The sequence below is a fragment of the Pseudomonas sp. FW305-25 genome (genome assembly GCF_017351415.1).
GTDB classification, from domain to species: domain Bacteria; phylum Pseudomonadota; class Gammaproteobacteria; order Pseudomonadales; family Pseudomonadaceae; genus Aquipseudomonas; species Aquipseudomonas chlororaphis.
The window spans coordinates 1-18,812 of the sequence record NZ_JACNDE010000063.1; the positions used below are offsets into that span (position 1 = coordinate 1).

Below are 18,812 nucleotides of genomic sequence, written 5' to 3' on the forward strand. Positions count from 1 at the left end.
GCTCCGCTCCTACAGAAGCATGCGCAGTCTTCTGTAGGAGCGAGGCTTGCCCGCGATGACGTACTCAAGAGCGCCTCAATCGTTCAGGCTAAATCACCCCTGCCACTTGCCGCCTTCGACAATCACGCTTTCAGGCTTGGTGTCGTCGCTCAGTTCCTTGCGCACGTACTGGTCGTAGAGCTTGAGCAGGTACTTGTCCTCGCCCAGCTTGGCCAGTTCGGCGTTGACCCAGTCACGCAGTTCGATATTGCCCTTCTTCACCGCCGGCGCGATCGGCGCCTGCTCACCCAGGGTCTGCGGCAGTACGCGGTAACCCGGGTTCTGCTTGGACCAGCTGAACAGGATCAGGTTGTCCTGGGCATAGGCATCGCCGCGGCCATTGGCCAGGGCTTGCAGGGACTCTGAATTCTTCTCGAACTTGAGCAGTTTCCAGTCCGGGTGGTTCTTGGTCAGCCAGATATCGGCGGTGGTGCCGGTGGTGACGATGGTGGTGCGGCTCGCCAGGTCATCCAGGCTCTTCACTTCGCTGCCATCCGGCACCAGGGCCTGCACCGCGACCTTGAGGTTGGGGTTGGTGAACTCCACCGCTTCCTTGCGCTCCGGGGTGACGGTCATGTTGGCCAGGATCAGGTCGACCTTGTCGCTCTGCAGGAACGGAATGCGGCTGGCCGGCTCCACCGCGACGAACTCCACCTTGTTCTCGTCGCCCAGCAGGTCCTTGGCGAATTGCCGCCCGATATCGGTATCGAAGCCCACATAGCGGCCGGTCTCGTCGACGAAACCGAACGGCGGCTTGTCGGTGAATACGCCGACGATCAGCTTGTCGCGGGCCTTGATCTTGTCCAGGTAGCCGGCCGCCGGGGCAGCGCTGGCGCTGGCCGCGGGCTTGGGCGCTTCGGCGGATTTATCGCAGCCGGCCAGCAGGGCGAGGCCGAACAGCGGGAGTAGCAGTAGCGAAGACTTGGCAGTTTTCATAAGAGCTCCAGTTCCTTTGTAGGTGCTTTTTTTGGCAATGCTTCAACGAAGGAGAATTTCTCCAGGAACTGCTGCGCTCGTGCGGTCCGCGGGTTCGTAAAGAAGATCTCGGGAGGGTGCTGTTCGAGGATGCGCCCGGCATCCATGAACACGATGCGGTCGGCCACCGCGCGGGCGAAGGCCATTTCGTGGGTGACGATCAACAGGGTCATGCCGTCCCGGGCCAGGCCCTGGATCACTTGCAGCACCTCCTTGACCATCTCCGGGTCCAGCGCCGCGGTGACCTCGTCGAACAGCATCACCTGCGGGTTCATGCACAGCGAACGAACGATGGCGATGCGTTGCTGCTGGCCGCCGGAGAGCTGGCGCGGGAAGGCATCGCGCTTGTCCGAAAGGCCCACCCGTTCCAGCAGCGCCTCGGCCTGGGCGCGGGCTTCGCGGCGGTCGCGTTTCTGCACCTTGAGCGGGCCGAGCAGGATGTTGTCGAGCACGCTCATGTGCGGGAACAGGTGGTAGCTCTGGAACACCATGCCGATGTCCTGGCGCACCTGGCGCCAGTCGGTGGCCGGGTCCAGTAGCTCTTGGCCGGCGAATCTCAGGTGGCCGCCGTGGGCTTTTTCCAGGCCGTTGAGGCAGCGCAGCAAGGTGGACTTGCCGCAGCCGCTGGGGCCGAGAATCACCACCACTTCGCCCTGGGCGACCTTGAGGTCGATGTCCTTGAGCACCTGCTGCTCGCCGAAAAACTTGTTGAAACCCTGGAACTCGATCAGTGCGCTCATGCTTGCGTCCAGCGCCGCTCCAGCACGCGCGAGGCGGCCGACAGCGGGTAGCAGATAAAGAAGAAAAACAGGAACAGGGCGCCGTAGATCAGCACCGATTCGTAGGTGCGCTCGATGATCTGCTGGCCGACCTTGATCACGTCCACCACGCCGATCAGCACCGCCAGCGAGCTGGTCTTGATGATCCGCGTGTAGACGTTGATGGTCGGCGGCGTCATGCGTTTCAGCGCCTGGGGCAGCAGCACGTAGCCGTACAGCTGCGGGTCGGACAGGCCGATCGACAGCCCCGCCTCGCGCTGGCCACGGGGCAGCGAATGCAGGGCGCCGCGCACCACCTCGCCGACTTCGCTGGCGCCCCACAATGACAGCACCAGCACCGCGCAGGTGAAGCTGGGAATGCTGATGCCGAAGAAGATCGGGAAACCGAAGAACAGCAGGTACAGCCAGACCAGCACCGGGATCGCCCGGAACAGCTCCAGGTAGATGCGCAACACGGCGTTCAGCCATTGGCGGTCGAGGGTCCGCAGCACGCCATAGAGCACGCCGCCAACGGTGCTGAAGGCGATGCTCAGCAGGGAAATCGATAACGTCTGCGCGGCGCCCTTGCCCAGTTGCGGCAAGGACACCCAGAGCAGTTCAAGACCCGAACTGGCCATGCTGCAGCCTCCTTTCCAGACGGCTGAGCAACAGCGACAGTGGCAAGAACAGCAGCACGCAGATCAGCGTGAGCACGGCGAGCATTTCGTAGGTCTTGTAGTAGAGGGCGATATAGCTCTTGGTGGTGTAGAGAATCTCCGGCACCGCCACCGCCGAGACCACGGTGGTTTCCTTGAGCAGGAAAATGAAATTGGCGAACAGCGACGGCAGGCTGAGGATTCCCGCTTGCGGCAGGATCACGTAGCGCAGCAGCTGCCAGTGCGACAGGCCGATGGAGCGCCCCGACTCCAACTGGGCCGTCGGCACCGCTTCGACGCCGGCGCGCAGCACCTCGGTGAGGTAGGCGCCGCCGAGAAAGGTCATGGTGATGATCGCCGCGGCGAACCCGGAAATCTTCACCCCCAGCGCCGGCAGGGCGAAGTAGACGAAGAACAGCTGGATCAGCAGCGGGGTGTTGCGCGCCAGCTCCACGTACAGCCCGATCAGGCGCTGCAGGTAGGGGGTGCGGAACACCAGGATGGTGGCGTTGATCAGGGCCACCAGCAGGGAGGTGGCGATGGCGATCAGGCCGACCTGCAAGGTCACGCCCACGGCCTTGAGGAAGGCCGGCAGCGTACTGAGGATAAAAGCGTAGTCGAGGGTCATGGCAATCCTGGACGCCGCTGGGGTACAGCGGCGGTGGTGCAGTCCATTGGGCGGTGGGTAACCACCCGGCAGGCATCGACTTTAAAGCTATAAAAACAATAATTTAAATACCGTTAAAGCATATTGATATCACTCAAAAAACTAACCTGCGGGGTTTGCCATGCGCGCCTGAGCCGGCTACTTTTCTGACGCCGTAAGGGATCTTTCTGATTCCAAGGAACGGACAAGCGGCACCCGACTTCAACGGGCCAGACACGTACATGGACGATAAGAACAATGACCGACCTCAATACCCCGCAACCTCTCGATCCGCAGGACATCGTCAAATGGCTGAAGGCGCTGCGCCGGGCCATGAAGCCTTCCTGAGCAAAATCCCTTCATCGTTGATTGCCCGCGATGGCGTCCTTGCCGATACACCGCGGCGCCTGGATCGCGAGCACGCTTGGCTCCTACAGAAGCAAGGTGAAGCCGTTCTTGCGGGCAATAAAAAACGCCGACGCTGTAGAAGCCATCGGCGTTTAAACCTTGAAGGGGTTTGTACGACTTAAGCGTAGTCCATCAGAACGCCGGCAGTACCGCGCCGCTGTATTTCTTCTCGATGAATTCTTTCACTTGCGGGCTGGTCAGGGCCTTGGCCAATTTCTGGATGGCGGCGCTGTCCTTGTTGTCCGGGCGGGCCACCAGGAAGTTCACGTAAGGCGAATCAGCACCCTCGATCACCAGCGCGTCCTTGGCCGGGTTCAGGCCGGCTTCCAGGGCGTAGTTGGTGTTGATCATGTCCAGGTCGACCTGGTCCAGCACGCGCGGCAGCAGGGCCGACTCCAGTTCCTTGAACTTGAAGTTGTGCGGGTTCTTGGCGATGTCTTTCGGGGTCGCCAGGGCGTTTTTCGGATCCTTGAGTTCGATCAGGCCGGCCTTCTGCAGCAGGATCAGTGCCCGGCCGCTGTTGCTGCCTTCGTTCGGAATGGCGATGGTCGCGCCGTCTTTCAGCTCGGCCAGGGTTTTGACTTTCTTCGAGTAGCCGCCGAACGGTTCGACGTGCACGCCAACCACGGTCACCAGGTTAGTGCCCTTGCCTTCGTTGAAGCTCTTCAGGTACGGCAGGGTCTGGAAGTAGTTGGCGTCCAGACGCTTCTGATCGACCTGCACGTTCGGCTGCACGTAATCGGTGAAGACTTTGATTTCCAGGTCCACGCCTTCCTTGGCCAGGGTCGGCTTGATCAGCTCGAGGATCTCGGCGTGCGGCACAGGGGTGGCCGCCACTACCAGTTTCTCGCCAGCCTGGGCCAGACCGGCAGTCAGGGCAGCCGCCAGTGCGGTGAACAACAGAACCTTTTTCATGCAGTGTCCTTATGAGTCGTCAGTGACGACGGCTTTTGTAATGAAGGTGCCAGCGAAGTGCTATCTCTGGCGTGGAGCGGACAATACCGGGATTTTTTATGCCTTAACAATATCTTTTATTCACGTTGATATTCCATTTTGTTCATACACAATCGGACCGCTCTAGCCCGCGTCCGGGGCGCTCCACAAGCCCCAGCCCACATAAATGTAGGAGCGAGCTTGCTCGCGATGACGACAGTCCTGGCACCTTGTGGTGTCTGGTATGGCGCTATCGCGAGCAAGCTCGCTCCTACAGAAATGGGGTAAAGGATCAGACCAGACCATGTTGCTTGAGCAGGTGTTTCAGCGCCTGTAACTCGGCGGCGGAACCGTCCGCGATCAGGCCCTTCAACTGTTGATCCACCAGCTCCAGCCGCGACAGCTGCGGCGGCAGGTTCAGGTGCTCCGGCAGGATCTCCTCGCCACTGCTGACCAGCAGGGCAAAGTGAATCACGTTCTCCAGCTCGCGGGTGTTGCCCGGCCAGCTGTGCTGCTCCAGCACCTGCTGGGCGGCTTCGCTGATCAGCGGCACCGGCAGGTCCAGGCGCTGGCTGTAGATGCCGAGGAAATATTCGGCCAACGACAGGATGTCGCCGACCCGCTCGCGCAGCGCCGGCAGTTCCAGATGGCCCTCGCCGAGGTAGTGATACAGCCGCTCATGGAACTTGCCCGCCGCCACCGCCTGGGCCAGGTCGATGCTGGTGGCCGCCACCAGGCGCACGTCCACCGGGCTCGGCTGATGGGCGCCGACCCGGGTCACCTCATGGTTTTCCAGGGCCGAGAGCAGCTTGATCTGGATCGGCAACGGCAAGTCGCCGATCTCGTCCAGGTACAGGGTGCCGCCGTTGGCCGAGCCGAACCAGCCGGCGCGGCTGCTGGCCGAACCGCTGAAGGTGCCGGCGGCGTAGCCGAACAGTTCGGCGTCGGCGTAGGTAGGGCTGATGGCCCCGCAGTTGACCGACACGAACAGGCCGCTGCGGTCACTGGCGCGGTGGATATGCCGGGCCAGCAGCTCCTTGCCGCTGCCGGTTTCACCGCGGATCAACACCGAGATCGCCCGCGGCGCCAGCTGTTCCAGCTCCTGGCGCAACTGCCGCGAACGGGGATCGACGAACACCAGCGCCTTGGCGCGGATGCTCAGCGGGCTTTTTTCAGCATCGGGAAAGGTCAGCAGCGGCTGGCCGAAAGACTCATGCAGACTCATGGCAGACTCCCGCCCAAATCCGCTGGCAGGCGGGGGCGTTTAACAAAAAGAAAAAATCAGGCGCGACGCAGGGAATGCTGTTCCATGCGGTTTTGCAGGCGATAGAGATACGCGAAACCCTGCTCCCAGCGCTGGTGCCCGGACTTGACGTTGATATGCCCGGCACCGGACAGGATCCCCGCCTCGGCGCCCCAGTTGCGAGCCAGCTCCAGGGCACGCGGCGCACTGATAGCGCTGTCGTTGTCGGAGCTGACTATCTGGCTCGGGAACGGCAACAGGTCGCTGGGGATCGGCGCGAAATTGCGCAGCGCCGGCGCGCAGGCCGGACGCTCGACATCCGCCGGCGCCACCAGCAACGCGCCACGCACCTGGCGCAAGGCGCTGACCGGCGCATGGGCGGCCCAGTGCGCGACAGTGATGCAGCCCAGACTGTGGGCGATCAGGATCACCGGGGTGCTGTCGGCGGCAATCGCCTCGGCCAGCGCCGCGACCCAATCTTCGCGCCGTGGCGTCAGCCAGTCGGCCTGCTCCACCCGCGCACTGTTCGGCAGGCTGTTCTGCCAGTGGCTTTGCCAATGATCTTCTGGCGATCCTTGCCAGCCCGGCACAATCAGGTAGCGAATTGATTCGTTGCGCATGGGGAGCTCTCCTGCGTGTCTGTTCCCGATCGAGTATAGGGACGAGAGTTATATTCGTTAAGGAATAAGAAGCTATTTATTAAGATCCATAAAGAATATCAAATATCACCTGTACCGATCCTGTACGAACGCTGGCGTTCAGGCCGGCAAACCGCAGTGTCTGCATCGCGAGCAAGCTCGCTCCTACAGGTTCGTGGCGCCCGCCGGCTTTTGTAGGAGCGCAGCTTGCGCGCGATGGCGTCCGTCCAGGCCGGCGCCCCGAGCCAAATCGCAGGCAAAAAAAAGGCCGCACCCTGCCAAGGAGACGGCCTGAAAAGTCGTGGCTTACAACACTGGGTCAGCGGGCGGTGATCACCGACAGCTTGGTGATACCGGCACGCTCGATGGAGGCCATGGCACGGGCCACTTCGCCGTAGTTGACGCCGTCGTCCGCCTGCAGCTGCACGCGCACTTGCGGGTCCTTGGCCTTGGCCGCCTGAAGATTGGTTTCCAAAAGGTCCGGCTGGATCTCGTCCTTGTTGATAAAAAGTTTGCCGGTGCCGTCGATGCTCACCACCAGCGGGTCCTTCTGCTCCACCGGGGCCACGGCCTCGGTCTTGGGCAGGTTGATCGGAATCGCGTTGGTCAACAGTGGCGCGGTGACGATGAACACCACCAGCAGTACCAGCATCACGTCCACCAGCGGCGTGACGTTGATCTCGCTCAGTACCTCATCGCTGTCCTGGGTCGAGAAGGCCATGTCAGGACGCCTCCTTCACTTTCTGCGCGCTGCCCTGGGCCGTGGCCTTGTGCGCGGTCGGGTGGATCAGCACGCGGAACGAACTCTTCTGCGCCAGGCTGTAGAAGTCATGGGCGAAGTCATCGAGGTCGGCGGCGGTCAACTTCAAGCGCCGCAGGAAATAGTTGTAAACCAGCACCGCCGGCACCGCGACGGCGATCCCCACGCCGGTGGCGACCAGCGCCGCGCCGATCGGCCCGGCCACGGTTTCCAGGCTCGCCGAGCCCGCCGCGCTGATGCCTTTCAGGGCTTCCATGATCCCCCACACGGTGCCGAACAGACCGATGAAGGGCGAGGTGCTGCCGATACTGGCGACCACCGCCAGGCCGGTTTCCAGGGAACGCCGCTCACGGACGATCTGCTGGCGCAGGGCGCGCTCCAGGCGGTCCTGATGATTGATGGCCTGGCTCAGGTCCGCCGCGTGCGCTGTGTCGCCGACCTGGATCGCCGCGTAGCCAGCCTGGGCCACACGAGCGGCGGCGCCGGGCTGGGTTTCGCTGAGCTCGGCCGCCGAGTCGAGGCTGGAGGCGGCCCAGAACTGTTTGTGGAACTTGCGATCCTGGGCCTTGAGGCGGGCGAACTGCGCGCCCTTGAGCAGGGCCAGGCCCCAGGTGGCCACGGAAAAGACCACCAGCAGCCAGATCACCGCGCTTTCGATGGATTCGAGTGGAGATGCCAATAACGTCATGTTCTTTTCCCTCTGTATGACCTTGTAGGAGCGAGCGTGCTCGCGATAGCGACCGACCAGGCACAGCACCTGGCGCAGGCTCAATGAATCTTGAAATCGATGGGTACGCTGACCCAGCCGTCCTGGGCGACGTCACCCTGCTTGGCCGGCACGAAGCTCCAGCGCTTGACGGCCGATAACGCCGCGTCGTCGAGTTGCTGGCGACCGCTGCTTTTCTGAATCTGGATCTCGCCGGGCTTGCCGCTGGCCAGTACATGCACCCGCAGCAGCACCGTGCCTTCCCACCCGCGACGCTGGGCCAGCGACGGATATTCCGGCGCCGGGTTCTTCAAGTACGCGGCGTTCGCCGAAGCCGGAGTCACGGGCGCCGGGGCCGGTGGCGCGGGCGGAGCCGGAGCGGCGACAGGCGCGGCCGGTTGTGGCGGCGCGGGCTGTTGCTGGACCGGCTTGGGCTCAGGCTTGGGGACCGGTTTCGGCTTGGGTTGCGGCTTGGGTTTGGGAATCGGCTTGGGCGGTGGCGGCTTGACCGCCAGTTCGTCCTCCACCGGCGGTGGCGGCTCCACCACCGGCTGTACCGGCTGCGGTGGCGGCGGTTCGACCACCGGCGGCGCCGGCCGGGAAAACTCGATGGTCATCGGCGGAATTTCCGGCGGCACGATCGGCAATACCGGCGTCGGCTGCTGGTTGATCCAGTAGATCACCGCACCGTGCAACAGCAGGGCGATCACCCCGAGCGCAATCGCCTCGCGCCGCCGCAGCCCGGCCTTGGGAGCCTTCTGCAAACGCAATTGGCCCAACGGCAAGCGATGCGGCCGGCCGAGATCGACCAGATCGCCGCTCGGTGCCTGACGCCACAGCACCTCATGTGCACTGGCGGCGGTCTGGACATTGCCCATTGATTAACTCCCTACAGTCTTTTGCGAATAACCCGACCCACACCTGCGAACTCCCCTGGAGCAGCGTCGAGGGCTGAATGATTGGCGCCAGACACTTATCTCCGAAAGTAATCTTTGAAGTTATGGATAGATCAAAAACGCATATTTAAACCCGTCATCTCGCGCCAGGCCGCGCGGATCAAGGGCTGCGGGGAAGGAGTCAAAAAGCCATGCTTTGCGAGCATTGAAAATATTCGCCAAAGGCATTGCATCGCCGCGGCAAAACCGCAGCGAAGCGACAGCAGTGGCGAAATAAAGGAGTCCGACCGAACGTCGATCAAAGGAACCATGGCGCACCCGATAAAGCGGACCTCAAGCGCCCCCTGGACAGGGAAGTTCAGACGTTCAGTACCTGGCTCTCGCACAGCGCCAGCAGCTGGCTTTCCAGGGCCTTGCCGGCCCGGCTCAAGCCGCTGCGGCCGTACAACGCCAGGCGCACGCCCTGGATGTCCGGCAAGCCGCTGGCGGCGTCGAGCACGCGATGCCCGGCGCCCACCACTCGCACCGGCAGCAGGCTGATGCCCAGGCCCGCCGCCACCGCCGAGCAGACGCTAGCCAGGCTGGCGCTGGAGTAACCGATGCGCCAGCGCCAGCCACCAACCTCGAGGTGGTGCAACATTTCATGGCGATACAAACCGCCCACCGGGAACGCCACCAACGGCAACGGATCGCGGCCAAAGGCCGGGGTGGCGCGGCTGTCGACCCAGCACAGGGGTTCCGGCCACGACGCCAGGCAGTCGTCGCTGGCGCCCATCTGCTTGACCAGCAACAGGTCGAATTCGCCGCGTCGATAGAGCCGGGTCAATTCCGGGCCCAACCCGCTGGTGACCTCCAGGCGCACGCCGGGATGGTCCTGGCCGAAGCGCGACAACAACGGCATCAGCCGCTCGGCGGCGAAGTCTTCCGGCACCCCGAGGCGCAACACGCCTTCGCTCTGTTGATGCAGCAAGACATCGCTGGCCTCTTCGTTGAGGGCCAGGATCCGTCGCGCGTACCCCAGCAGACGCTCGCCCTCGGCGGTGGCCACCACCCGGCGCTGGTCGCGGTCGAGCAACTGGCAGTCCAGGCTCTCCTCCAGCCGCCGCACCTGCTGGCTGACGGTGGACTGGGTGAGGTGCAGGCGCTCGGCGGCACGGGTGAAGTTGGCGCAGTCGACGACGGCGACAAAACTGCGCAGCAGCACAGGATCGAACATGGCGACACCATTCTAAATGCCACTGATTGGCATGGTTATATTTAATTTCAGAATACATCAGGGCCTGAGCATACTCGGCGCTCATTTACCGCACAGGGAGCCTGATGCCATGCGTTACCTGTCTTGCAAACACGCGGTCCTGGCAATCTGTCTGCTCGTGGTGGGGGTGGTGATGGCAAAGGATAACGGGCTGCTCGAAGCGGTCCGCGACGGGCAGTTGCCCAAGGTCCAGGCGCTGCTTCGCCAAGGCGTGGACGTCAACGTGCGCGGCCTGGACGGCAGCAGCCCGCTGCTGCTGGCCACCGCCGCCAATCAGGTCGAGATCGCCCGGGCGCTGATCGAGGCCGGCGCCGACGTCAACCAGAAGAACCTGATCCACGACAGCCCTTACCTGCTGGCCGGCGCCAGCGGGCGCAATGCGATCCTGCAGCTGACCCTGGCCCACGGCGCCGACCTGAAAAGCACCAACCGCTACGGCGGCACCGCGCTGATCCCGGCTTGCGAGCGTGGGCATGTCGACACCGTGCGCCTGCTGATCGAGGCCGGTGTCGACCTCGATCATGTCAATCGCCTGGGCTGGACCTGCCTGATGGAAGCCATTGTGCTGGCCGACGGCGGCCCGGCGCACCAGCAGATAGTCGCCCAATTGATCGCCGCCGGCGCCAACCTGAACCTGCCGGACAACGATGGCCTGAGCCCCCTGCAACAGGCGGAAAAACGCGGCCAGAGCGCCATCGCCAAACTGCTGCGGGACGCCGGCGCGTCCTGATGTGTGCCTTAAGGAGCCCCCATGAAAGACGATCAGGAGTACCTGCAACGCGCCGTCGAACTGGCCCGGCAAAACGTCGCGGCCGGTGGCCGGCCGTTCGGTGCGGTGCTGGTGCGCGACGGCCAGGTGCTGGCCGAGACGGTCAACCAGATCCACCTGACCCAGGACCCCACCGCCCACGCCGAGCTGCTAGCCATCCGGGTCGCCAGCCAGCAGCTCGGGCCACGCCTGGACGGCTGCGTGATCTATGCCAGCGGCCAGCCCTGCCCCATGTGTTTGAGCGCCATGTACCTGTGCGGTGTGGCGCGCGCGGTATTCGCCGCGGACAACGCCAGCGCCGCACCCTTCGGCCTGTCCACGGCGGCGATCTACGAACAACTGGCCCAGCCCCTGGCGGCCCAGCGCTTGCCGGTGCAGCACCTGCCGCAGGCGGCGATGCACGAGATCTACCGCGACTGGCAGGCCCGCCATGCCGCTCGCTGAGTCGCGTCTGCGCCGCCTCGGCGGCTGGGCCCTGCTGATCGCCCTGGGGCTCAATCTGCGGCCGATCATCAGTTCCATCAGCCCGCTGCTGATGGAGATTCGTGGCGCCACCGGCATGAGCTTCCAAAGCAGTGCCTGGCTCACCAGCCTGCCGGTGGTCTGCATGGGCCTGGTGGCCTTGCTCGGGGTGCGCCTGGAAGCCCGCCTGGGAGAACGGCGCGGCGTCGCCCTCGGTCTGTTGATGATCCTCTGCGCCTGTCTGGCGCGGTTGCTCTGCGACCAGGCCGGCGCCCTGCTCGCCACGGCCCTGCTCGGCGGTGCCGGCGTGGCCTTGATCCAGGCACTGGTGCCGGCGCTGATCAAGCGCCAGTTCCAGCAACGGGTGGCCTTGGCCATGGGCATTTATTCGGCTTCGTTGATGGGCGGTGGCGGCCTCGCGGCGCTGCTCAGCCCGCAGGTCGCCACGCATTTCGCCCATTGGCAGGCCGGGCTCGGCGTGTGGCTGTTGCCGGCGCTGGCGGCGCTGCTGCTGTGGTGGCTGCTGCCTTTCGCCAGGCCGGGGCAGCGCCTCGACGCCCCCTCCATCGGCCTGTGGCGCAACCGTCGGGCCTGGTTGCTGGCGCTGTACTTCGGCCTGGTCAATTGCGGCTACATGAGCATGGTCGCCTGGCTGCCGGCCTATTACCTGCAATTGGGCTGGAGCGCGACCCAGAGCGGTTCGCTGCTGGCATTCATGACCCTCTTCCAGGTCACCGCCGCGCTGTTGATGCCCGCCCTGGCGCAGCGCCAGAGCGACCGCCGGCCATTGCTCGCCATCAGCCTGAGCGCCCAGGCCCTGGGTTTCAGCGGCCTGGTGTTGTGGCCGCTGCAGGCCCCGCAGCTGTGGGTGGCACTGATCGGCTTCGGCCTCGGCGCCTGTTTCGCCCTGAGCCTGATCCTCACCCTCGACCACCGTCGCGATCCCCGGGAAGCCGGACAACTGGCGGCCTTCGTGCAAGGGGTGGGGTTCCTGATCAACGCCGTGTCGCCGTGGATGACCGGCTGGCTGCGGCAGCTCACCGGCAGCTTCATCAGCGCCTGGTGGGTACTGGTCCTGAGCGTGCTGGCCATGCTGATGCTGACCCGGGTATTCAGCCCCTCCAGCTACCGGGAGCCACAGATAGCGACCACGGCACCGCAGCCGGCCTCCGTGACGCCTTAAAGATCAAGGCCCATGGCCACTATGCGCAACTTCTTGCGCACCCCTCTGTGGATAACTCTGTGAACAGTTATCCAAAGCCTCGATAAACCGGGACCTTCAGCCAAGTGCGCAACTTCTTGCACAGCACTGCGCAAGAAGTTGCGCACTTTCAAGCGCTTTCGAGCTGGAAATACCGTCAGCGATGCCAGAAAACACCGGAAGCCCTTGTTCCATAAGGCACTTTCAACTCCTGGCATGCTCCTTGATATCAACTTGGCACCCAACCGGGCGATCCGTCCCACCGGGCACCTTTATTTTTTAGCAAGGAGAGCATCCATGGCTACACCAGCGTATATGTCCATCACCGGCACCAAACAAGGCCTGATCACCGCCGGTGCCTTCACCGCTGACTCCGTTGGCAACACCTACCAGGAAGGCCACGAAGACCAGGTCATGGTTCAGGGCTTCCAGCACGAAGTGATCATCCCGCGTGACCCGCAGTCCGGCCAGCCAACCGGCCAGCGCGTGCACAAACCCGTAGTCATCACCAAGGTTTTCGACAAGGCTTCGCCACTGCTGCTGGCGGCCCTGACCTCCGGTGAGCGTCTGACCAAGATCGAAATCCAGTGGTACCGCACCTCTGCCGCCGGCACCCAGGAGCACTACTACACCACCACCCTGGAAGACGCGATCATCGTCGACATCAAAGACTACATGCACAACTGCCAGGACCCATCGAACTCGCACTTCACCCACCTGGAAGACGTGCACTTCACCTACCGCAAAATCACCTGGACCCACGAAGTCTCCGGTACTTCCGGTTCCGACGACTGGCGTTCCCCGGTCGCGGGCTAAGTCCGGCCGACCGTTACACCAACATCGGCCAGCTCTGCTGGTCGATGTTGTTTACGCCATAAGGGATTTCTTGCGTTCGTCGGCGCCCGGCCCCGGGGTCGACCCACGCGGCAGTACTGCACGAGGAACAAGGGATGTTCGCGCCGGCCAATCAGACCCACTTCAGCCTGACCGTCGAAGGTTTGGAGAACGACCTCCAGGTATTGTCCTTCACTGGACGGGAAGCCATCAGCCAGCCCTTCGCCTTCGAGGTCGAGCTGGTCAGCGCCCAGGCCGCCCTGGACCTGGAAAGCCTGCTGCACAAACCGGCCTTCCTGCAGTTGGCGCAGAACGGCACCGGCATCCACGGGCAGATCTACCGCGTCGCCCAGGGCGACTCCGGCAAGCGCCTGACCCGCTACTCGGTGACCCTCCGCCCGCACCTGGCCTACCTCGCGCACCGCATCAACCAACGCATCTTCCAGAACCTCACGGTGCCGAAAATCATCGGCCAGGTCCTCGAAGAACACGGCATCCAAAGCAACGCCTACCAGTTCCAGCTGGGTTCGATCTATCCCGAGCGCAACTACTGCGTGCAGTACGACGAATCGGACCTGCATTTCATCCAGCGCCTGTGCGAGGAAGAAGGTATCCACTACCACTTCCAGCACAGCGCCGACAGCCACACCATCGTCTTCGGCGATGACCAGACGGTGTTCCCGAAACTGGCGCCAGTGGCCTACCAGCAAGACTCCGGCATGGTCGCCAACGACCCGGTGATCAAGCGTTTCGACCTGCGCCTGGAAGCCCGTACCAGCCGCACCACGCGCCGCGACTACGACTTCGAGAAACCGCGCCTGACCCTGGAGAGCGACGCCAAGAGCGAGTTCAAGCCGGACCTCGAGGATTACGACTATCCCGGTCGTTTCGTCGATCGCGAACGCGGCAAGCACCTGGCCAAGCGCGCCCTGGAACGCCACCGCAGCGACTACCGGCTGGCCGAGGGCAAAAGCGACCAGCCGCTGCTGGTCAGTGGGCATTTCCTGGCCCTGAGCGAACACCCGAAAGCGCAATGGAACGACCTCTGGCTGCTCACCGAGATCGTCCACGAAGGCAAGCAGCCGCAGGTGCTGGAAGAGTCGGTGACCAGCGACACCACCGCACTGAAGGACGACTTCCACCAGGGTTATCGCAACCGCTTCCAGGCCACCCCCTGGGACGTACCCAACCGGCCGCCGCTGCTGCACCCCAAGCCGCGCATCCTCGGCAGCCAGAGCGCGGTGGTCACCGGGCCCAAGGGCGAAGAGATCCACTGCGACTCGTACGGCCGGGTCAAAGTGCAGTTCCACTGGGACCGCGAAGGCCAGTCGGACGACAAGACCAGCTGCTGGCTGCGGGTGTCCTCGGCCTGGGCCGGCGCCCAGTACGGCGGCATCGCCATCCCGCGGATCGGCATGGAAGTGCTGGTGACCTTCCTCGAGGGCGACCCCGACCAGCCGCTGATCAGCGGCTGCCTGTACCACAAGGAAAACGTCGTCCCCTACGAGCTGCCGGCGAACAAGACCCGCAGCACCTTCAAGACCCTCAGTTCCCCCGGTGGCGGCGGCTACAACGAGCTGCGCATCGAGGACAAGAAGGGCCAGGAACAGATCTTCCTGCACGCCCAGCGCGACTGGGACGAAAACGTCGAACACGACCAAAAGATCCGCGTCGGCAACGAACGCCACGACACGGTCGAGGCCAACAGCTACAGCGAGTTCAAGGCCGAGGAACACCACACCGTGCACGCCGACCGCAAGGTCGAAGCGCGCGCCAGCGACCACCTCACCGTCGGTGCCAACCAGCACATCAAGATCGGCACCGGGCAGTTCATCGAAGCCGGCCAGGAGATCCACCTCAATGCCGGGGTGAAGGTCGTCATGGAAGCCGGCAGCGAGTTGACCCTCAAGGGCGGCGGCAGCTTTATCAAGCTCGACGCCGGCGGCGTGACCATCAGCGGCCCGCAGGTCAAGGTCAACTCCGGCGGCGGCCCGGGCAGCGGCTCCGGCGCCGCGCCACTGATGCCCGGCGCGCTGAAGCAGGCCGACGCCGACAAAGCCGGCGCCCTGTTGACCCCGGCGCAAATCAACACCCTCAAACGCAACGCGCCTTTCTGCGAAGAGTGCGAAAAGTGCAAGGACGGTGCCTGTGCCATCTGATCGCCTGACACCCCAGGCCTGGCTCGCCCGCCAGCCCCTGCAACCCGACGAGCGCCTGTACCTGGTGATCAGCAACGCCAGCGACGCCAACCCGCTCAAGGACTTCTACCAGACCCAGGGCGCCAGCGGCCTGACCGCCCTCTGGAGCGGCACGCCCTACGCCGACTGGCAGCCGGTGATGCCCTACCTCGCCGAACTCAAACCGGCCTCCCCCTTCCTCGACTGGATCGCCGAAACCGACGCCGACGACTGGGGCTGGCTCGCCGTCTCCAACTGCGAACCGGCAGTGGTGTTCGAACACCTGCGCAGCCTGACCCAGGTGAAGATGCCGGGCGGCGCCGAGGTGTTTTTTAGGTTTTGGGATGGGCGGCATATTTATCCGATTTTGGAAGGCCTCGGCGCTGCCGCAGGGGAAGTGCTACCGGTCTTCAACCGTTACTGGATCAACGGCCAAACCCTGGAAACCGGCGTACGCCCGGTGCCGAGGGTCAAAGAGTGGCCGTGGTGGGAAGTACCGCAGCCCCTGCTCGATCAACTGGCCAAGAAAGACCCGACCACCCTGATCGACAACCTGATGCAATGGCTGAGCGAGGAACGCCCAGACCTGTACGACGCTTTCCCGGAGGCTGTGCTGCGCCACAAGGTCGCGCATTTCATTCGTCGGCCGAACGCCCCGAAAGCCCTTAATGAAGCACTGCTTAACCACCTGACTCTGGAGCAAGGATGATGGGTCGCGTTGCCGATATCGAAAAACAACTGAACTCGTTCAAAAGCAGTCTGACGCTGTACCGCGCACAGACCGAAAAATGGTACGCGCAAGCCGCAGATGCCGTGAGCGAGAAAACGGACATGCCTTCCTTGCTGGGCATGGAACGGGTCATCAAGGTCGGCGGCACCAGCAAGGCCGTCAGCATGACTGACGGCAGCTTCACCTCCAACGTTGCGAAATGCCCACTCAATGGCCTGCTGCTGATCGAGAGCAAGTTCGAGTCGGTCTACGACATCCCCTTGGGCGGTATTCAGGTCCTAGTCATTCCGGTCAAGGGTGGCGCCGCGACCAAACTGACGCTGGACGCCAAGGGCAAGGCCACCTTCCGAGGAAAGCCGGGGGAGCTCTACAAGATCCGCGTGCAGAACGAAGTCACCCCGGCTCAAGTCAATGCGCTGTTCAAATCCTATGACGGCCTGACTGGCGAGCTGGAAGGCTGGCTGCGCAGGGAGTGGGCCGTCTTCAAGCCGCAATGGTCGACTCAGTCGGCAGCAGCCTCCTTGAAAGCCGTCGGCAACGGCATCCTTGCCGGTAGCTGGGAAGCGATCAAAGGCGTGTGGGATGGCATTACGCTTATTCTCGACATCCTGCAAAACCCGATGAAGTACGTCGACCGGTTGGGGGCAGGTGCGGAAAAACTGGCCAAGCTGGCCAAGGAAGCCCCGGATGTCATGCGTAAGGCGATGCTGTTCGCCAGTGATGAAGCGGCGCTGTTTCTCCTGGTACGCAGCGCATCGATCTGGCTTAGCGCATTGCCGCCGTCTCAAATCGCTGGCGATGCGGCCAAATACATTTCTTCCGCCGTCGTTTCGATTCTGATCGACATCGTGCTGGGCATCGTCTTGACCATTGCTCTGGAAGGCATGGGAGTCGTCTACCTGGCCCTGCGCCTGAAGAAGTATGGCCAGGTCATCGTCAAAGCCGCGACACGCTTTGTCGAGGCCGTTTTCAAAATCATCAACAGCTTCATGGGCTACATCAAGAAGTACACGGAAGTGGCTGCGCGTGGCATACAGACAGCCGCCAAGAAAGGCGTGGTGCAAGTTCGTTTCGATGGTAGAAAAAACTCCGCGCTTGGAGGAAGGCAAGCAGCACCCGACGCCTCCCGTCCTGCAACGACTCCGGCCAGGCGCAATGCCGACTCCGCCAGCAATACCTGCACCAGCGGCTGCCCGGTATCGATGGTCACCGGCGAAGAACTGCTGACCCTGACCGACGGCGAGCTGGACGGGCTGCTGCCGTTCGAATGGACGCGCCTGTATCGCACCAGCGCGGCTGAACTCAACTGTGGGCTGGGTTATGGCTGGAGCCACGCTCTAGCGCAGCGCGTCGAGATCGATGGCGAAAGCGTTATCTGGACCGACCATGAGAACCGCTCGACGACCTTTCCGCTGCCCAGCGAACAGCGCCCGGCCATTACCAACACCCTGTCCCGGGCAGCGATTTTCCTGGGAGACGATCCGTCCGAGCTGATCCTGTCCCAGGCCGGCAAATCGTCGCGGTTCTACCATTTCCGCTACAACAGCAAGGGCGCGAGCCTGATCGCGATCAGCGACAACTACGACAATCGTCTGCACATCACCCGTGACATTCAGGGCCGGATCAAACGTATCGACAACGGGGCCGGACGCGCCCTGCTGTTGCGTTACGACCGCACACTGATAGTCGCCGTCGATTATCAGCAGTTCACTCCAGCGGATAACCTGGAAGACGCCTGGAGCACCGTTCAGACCCTGGTCAGCTACAGCTACGACGCACAGCACCGCCTGATAGAAGCGAAAAACGCTGCTGGCGAAGCAGAGCGTTATGCCTATGACAAACAGAACGTCATTCTTGAACGGCAACTGGCTGGCGGCGCCAGCTTCTTCTGGGAATGGGAAAATCAGGGTAAGGATTCACGTTGCATTCATCACTGGGCGAACTTCGCACAGATGGATCAGCGTTACGTCTGGGATGACAAAGGCAGCGTCACAGCCATCAACACCGATGGCAGCGAAGAGATCTATACCCACGACGAGCAGGCCAGACTGGTCAGCAAGGTCGATCCGGACGGTGCCGAACACCTCAAGGCCTATGACGAAAAAGGCCGGCTGATCGCTGAGAAAGATCCACTTGGTGCGGTCACCGAATATCACTACGACGAAGCCGGGGACATGGTGGCGGTAATTCCGCCGGAAGATGAGCCGACTGGATACGAGTACGACAACGGTCGTGTCACTGAAGTCCGTCGCGGCAACACAACCTGGAAATACCAGCGCAACCGTCAGGGCGACATCACCTGCCAGACCGACCCCGATGGCAACGAAACCCACTACAGTTACGACCGCCAAGGTCGCCTGCTGGAAATCACCCACCCCGACGGCAGCCGTCATCAACTGGGCTGGAACGGCCTCGGCCAGTTGCTGGAAGAACGCCTGCCCGACGGCGGCCAACGCAAGTACCGCTACGACGCCCTCGGCCGGCAGATCACCCGCCAGGACGAAAGCGGCGCCATCACCCATTACCAGTGGGACGCCGCCAACCGTCTGGCACAGATCACCCTGCCCGGCGGCGCGACCCGCGCCTTCAGCTACAACGCCTACGGCAAAGTCACCGCCGAGCGCGACGAACTGGACCGCGTCACCCGCTACGAATACGCCGACAACCTGCACCTGGTCAGCCGCCGCATCAACCCGGACGGCAGCCAGTTGCGTTATCGCTACGAC

At 63.2% G+C, this 18,812-nt stretch carries 18 protein-coding genes; 7 read left to right on the forward strand and 11 right to left on the reverse strand.

The genetic code is table 11. The annotated features are described in order from the left end of the window. Positions 1-93 precede the first annotated feature (93 nt). The 11 genes from J4E58_RS31065 to J4E58_RS31115 all read right to left on the reverse strand — a co-directional run bounded on the left by J4E58_RS31065 (position 94) and on the right by J4E58_RS31115 (position 9,874). Complete coding sequence (locus tag J4E58_RS31065; RefSeq protein ID WP_007925329.1) at positions 94-975, reverse strand: transporter substrate-binding domain-containing protein; 882 nt, start codon at positions 973-975, stop codon at positions 94-96. After that, the gene (locus tag J4E58_RS31070; protein WP_087092363.1) at positions 972-1,754 is read right to left on the reverse strand and encodes an amino acid ABC transporter ATP-binding protein; all 783 of its coding nucleotides are present in this window, start codon (positions 1,752-1,754) and stop codon (positions 972-974) included. The genes J4E58_RS31065 and J4E58_RS31070 overlap by 4 nt, the downstream gene beginning before the upstream one ends. Then, positions 1,751-2,410 (reverse strand): amino acid ABC transporter permease, encoded by a 660-nt coding sequence (locus tag J4E58_RS31075; RefSeq protein ID WP_087092362.1) that lies wholly within the window; start codon positions 2,408-2,410, stop codon positions 1,751-1,753. The genes J4E58_RS31070 and J4E58_RS31075 overlap by 4 nt, the downstream gene beginning before the upstream one ends. Further along, entirely contained in the window at positions 2,391-3,056 is a 666-nt protein-coding gene (locus J4E58_RS31080; RefSeq protein ID WP_087092361.1) for an amino acid ABC transporter permease, read from the reverse strand. The genes J4E58_RS31075 and J4E58_RS31080 overlap by 20 nt, the downstream gene beginning before the upstream one ends. 558 nt (positions 3,057-3,614) lie before the next feature. Next, on the reverse strand, positions 3,615-4,397 hold the full coding sequence (locus tag J4E58_RS31085) for a MetQ/NlpA family ABC transporter substrate-binding protein (protein ID WP_053259237.1): 783 nt from the start codon (positions 4,395-4,397) through the stop codon (positions 3,615-3,617). A gap of 310 nt (positions 4,398-4,707) precedes the next feature. Continuing rightward, positions 4,708-5,640, reverse strand: coding sequence for a sigma 54-interacting transcriptional regulator (locus tag J4E58_RS31090; protein ID WP_087092360.1), 933 nt, complete (start codon positions 5,638-5,640; stop codon positions 4,708-4,710). Positions 5,641-5,696: 56 nt separating this feature from the next. After that, positions 5,697-6,278: an alpha/beta hydrolase gene (locus J4E58_RS31095; RefSeq protein WP_085533335.1), complete on the reverse strand. Its 582-nt coding sequence runs from the start codon at positions 6,276-6,278 to the stop codon at positions 5,697-5,699. 337 nt (positions 6,279-6,615) lie between these two features. Beyond that, positions 6,616-7,017, reverse strand: coding sequence for a biopolymer transporter ExbD (locus J4E58_RS31100; RefSeq protein WP_087092359.1), 402 nt, complete (start codon positions 7,015-7,017; stop codon positions 6,616-6,618). A 1-nt stretch (position 7,018) separates the two neighbouring features. Then, the gene (locus J4E58_RS31105; RefSeq protein ID WP_009041658.1) at positions 7,019-7,744 is read right to left on the reverse strand and encodes a MotA/TolQ/ExbB proton channel family protein; all 726 of its coding nucleotides are present in this window, start codon (positions 7,742-7,744) and stop codon (positions 7,019-7,021) included. Between the two features lie 80 nt (positions 7,745-7,824). Further along, positions 7,825-8,640 (reverse strand): energy transducer TonB, encoded by an 816-nt coding sequence (locus J4E58_RS31110; RefSeq protein WP_007923321.1) that lies wholly within the window; start codon positions 8,638-8,640, stop codon positions 7,825-7,827. 376 nt (positions 8,641-9,016) lie between these two features. Beyond that, positions 9,017-9,874, reverse strand: coding sequence for a LysR family transcriptional regulator (locus tag J4E58_RS31115; protein WP_087092358.1), 858 nt, complete (start codon positions 9,872-9,874; stop codon positions 9,017-9,019). 109 nt (positions 9,875-9,983) lie between these two features. Between J4E58_RS31115 and J4E58_RS31120 the strand changes: the two genes are divergently transcribed. The 7 genes from J4E58_RS31120 to J4E58_RS31150 all read left to right on the forward strand — a co-directional run. Next, positions 9,984-10,643, forward strand: a complete 660-nt coding sequence (locus tag J4E58_RS31120; RefSeq protein ID WP_087092357.1) for an ankyrin repeat domain-containing protein — start codon at positions 9,984-9,986, stop codon at positions 10,641-10,643. 21 nt (positions 10,644-10,664) lie between these two features. Further along, entirely contained in the window at positions 10,665-11,126 is a 462-nt protein-coding gene (locus tag J4E58_RS31125; protein ID WP_087092356.1) for a nucleoside deaminase, read from the forward strand. Continuing rightward, entirely contained in the window at positions 11,113-12,327 is a 1,215-nt protein-coding gene (locus tag J4E58_RS31130) for a CynX/NimT family MFS transporter (protein WP_087092355.1), read from the forward strand. Before J4E58_RS31125 ends, J4E58_RS31130 begins: the two co-directional genes overlap by 14 nt. A 315-nt stretch (positions 12,328-12,642) precedes the next feature. Next, positions 12,643-13,161, forward strand: a complete 519-nt coding sequence (locus J4E58_RS31135) for an Hcp family type VI secretion system effector (protein WP_007925756.1) — start codon at positions 12,643-12,645, stop codon at positions 13,159-13,161. A 134-nt stretch (positions 13,162-13,295) separates the two neighbouring features. Further along, complete coding sequence (gene tssI / locus J4E58_RS31140) at positions 13,296-15,338, forward strand: type VI secretion system tip protein TssI/VgrG (protein WP_087092354.1); 2,043 nt, start codon at positions 13,296-13,298, stop codon at positions 15,336-15,338. After that, entirely contained in the window at positions 15,328-16,065 is a 738-nt protein-coding gene (locus tag J4E58_RS31145) for a DUF4123 domain-containing protein (protein WP_087092353.1), read from the forward strand. The genes tssI and J4E58_RS31145 overlap by 11 nt, the downstream gene beginning before the upstream one ends. Then, positions 16,065-18,812, forward strand: a 2,748-nt coding sequence (locus J4E58_RS31150) for a DUF6531 domain-containing protein (protein WP_207255362.1), incomplete at its 3' end; no start/stop codon positions are given. The genes J4E58_RS31145 and J4E58_RS31150, both read left to right, overlap by 1 nt.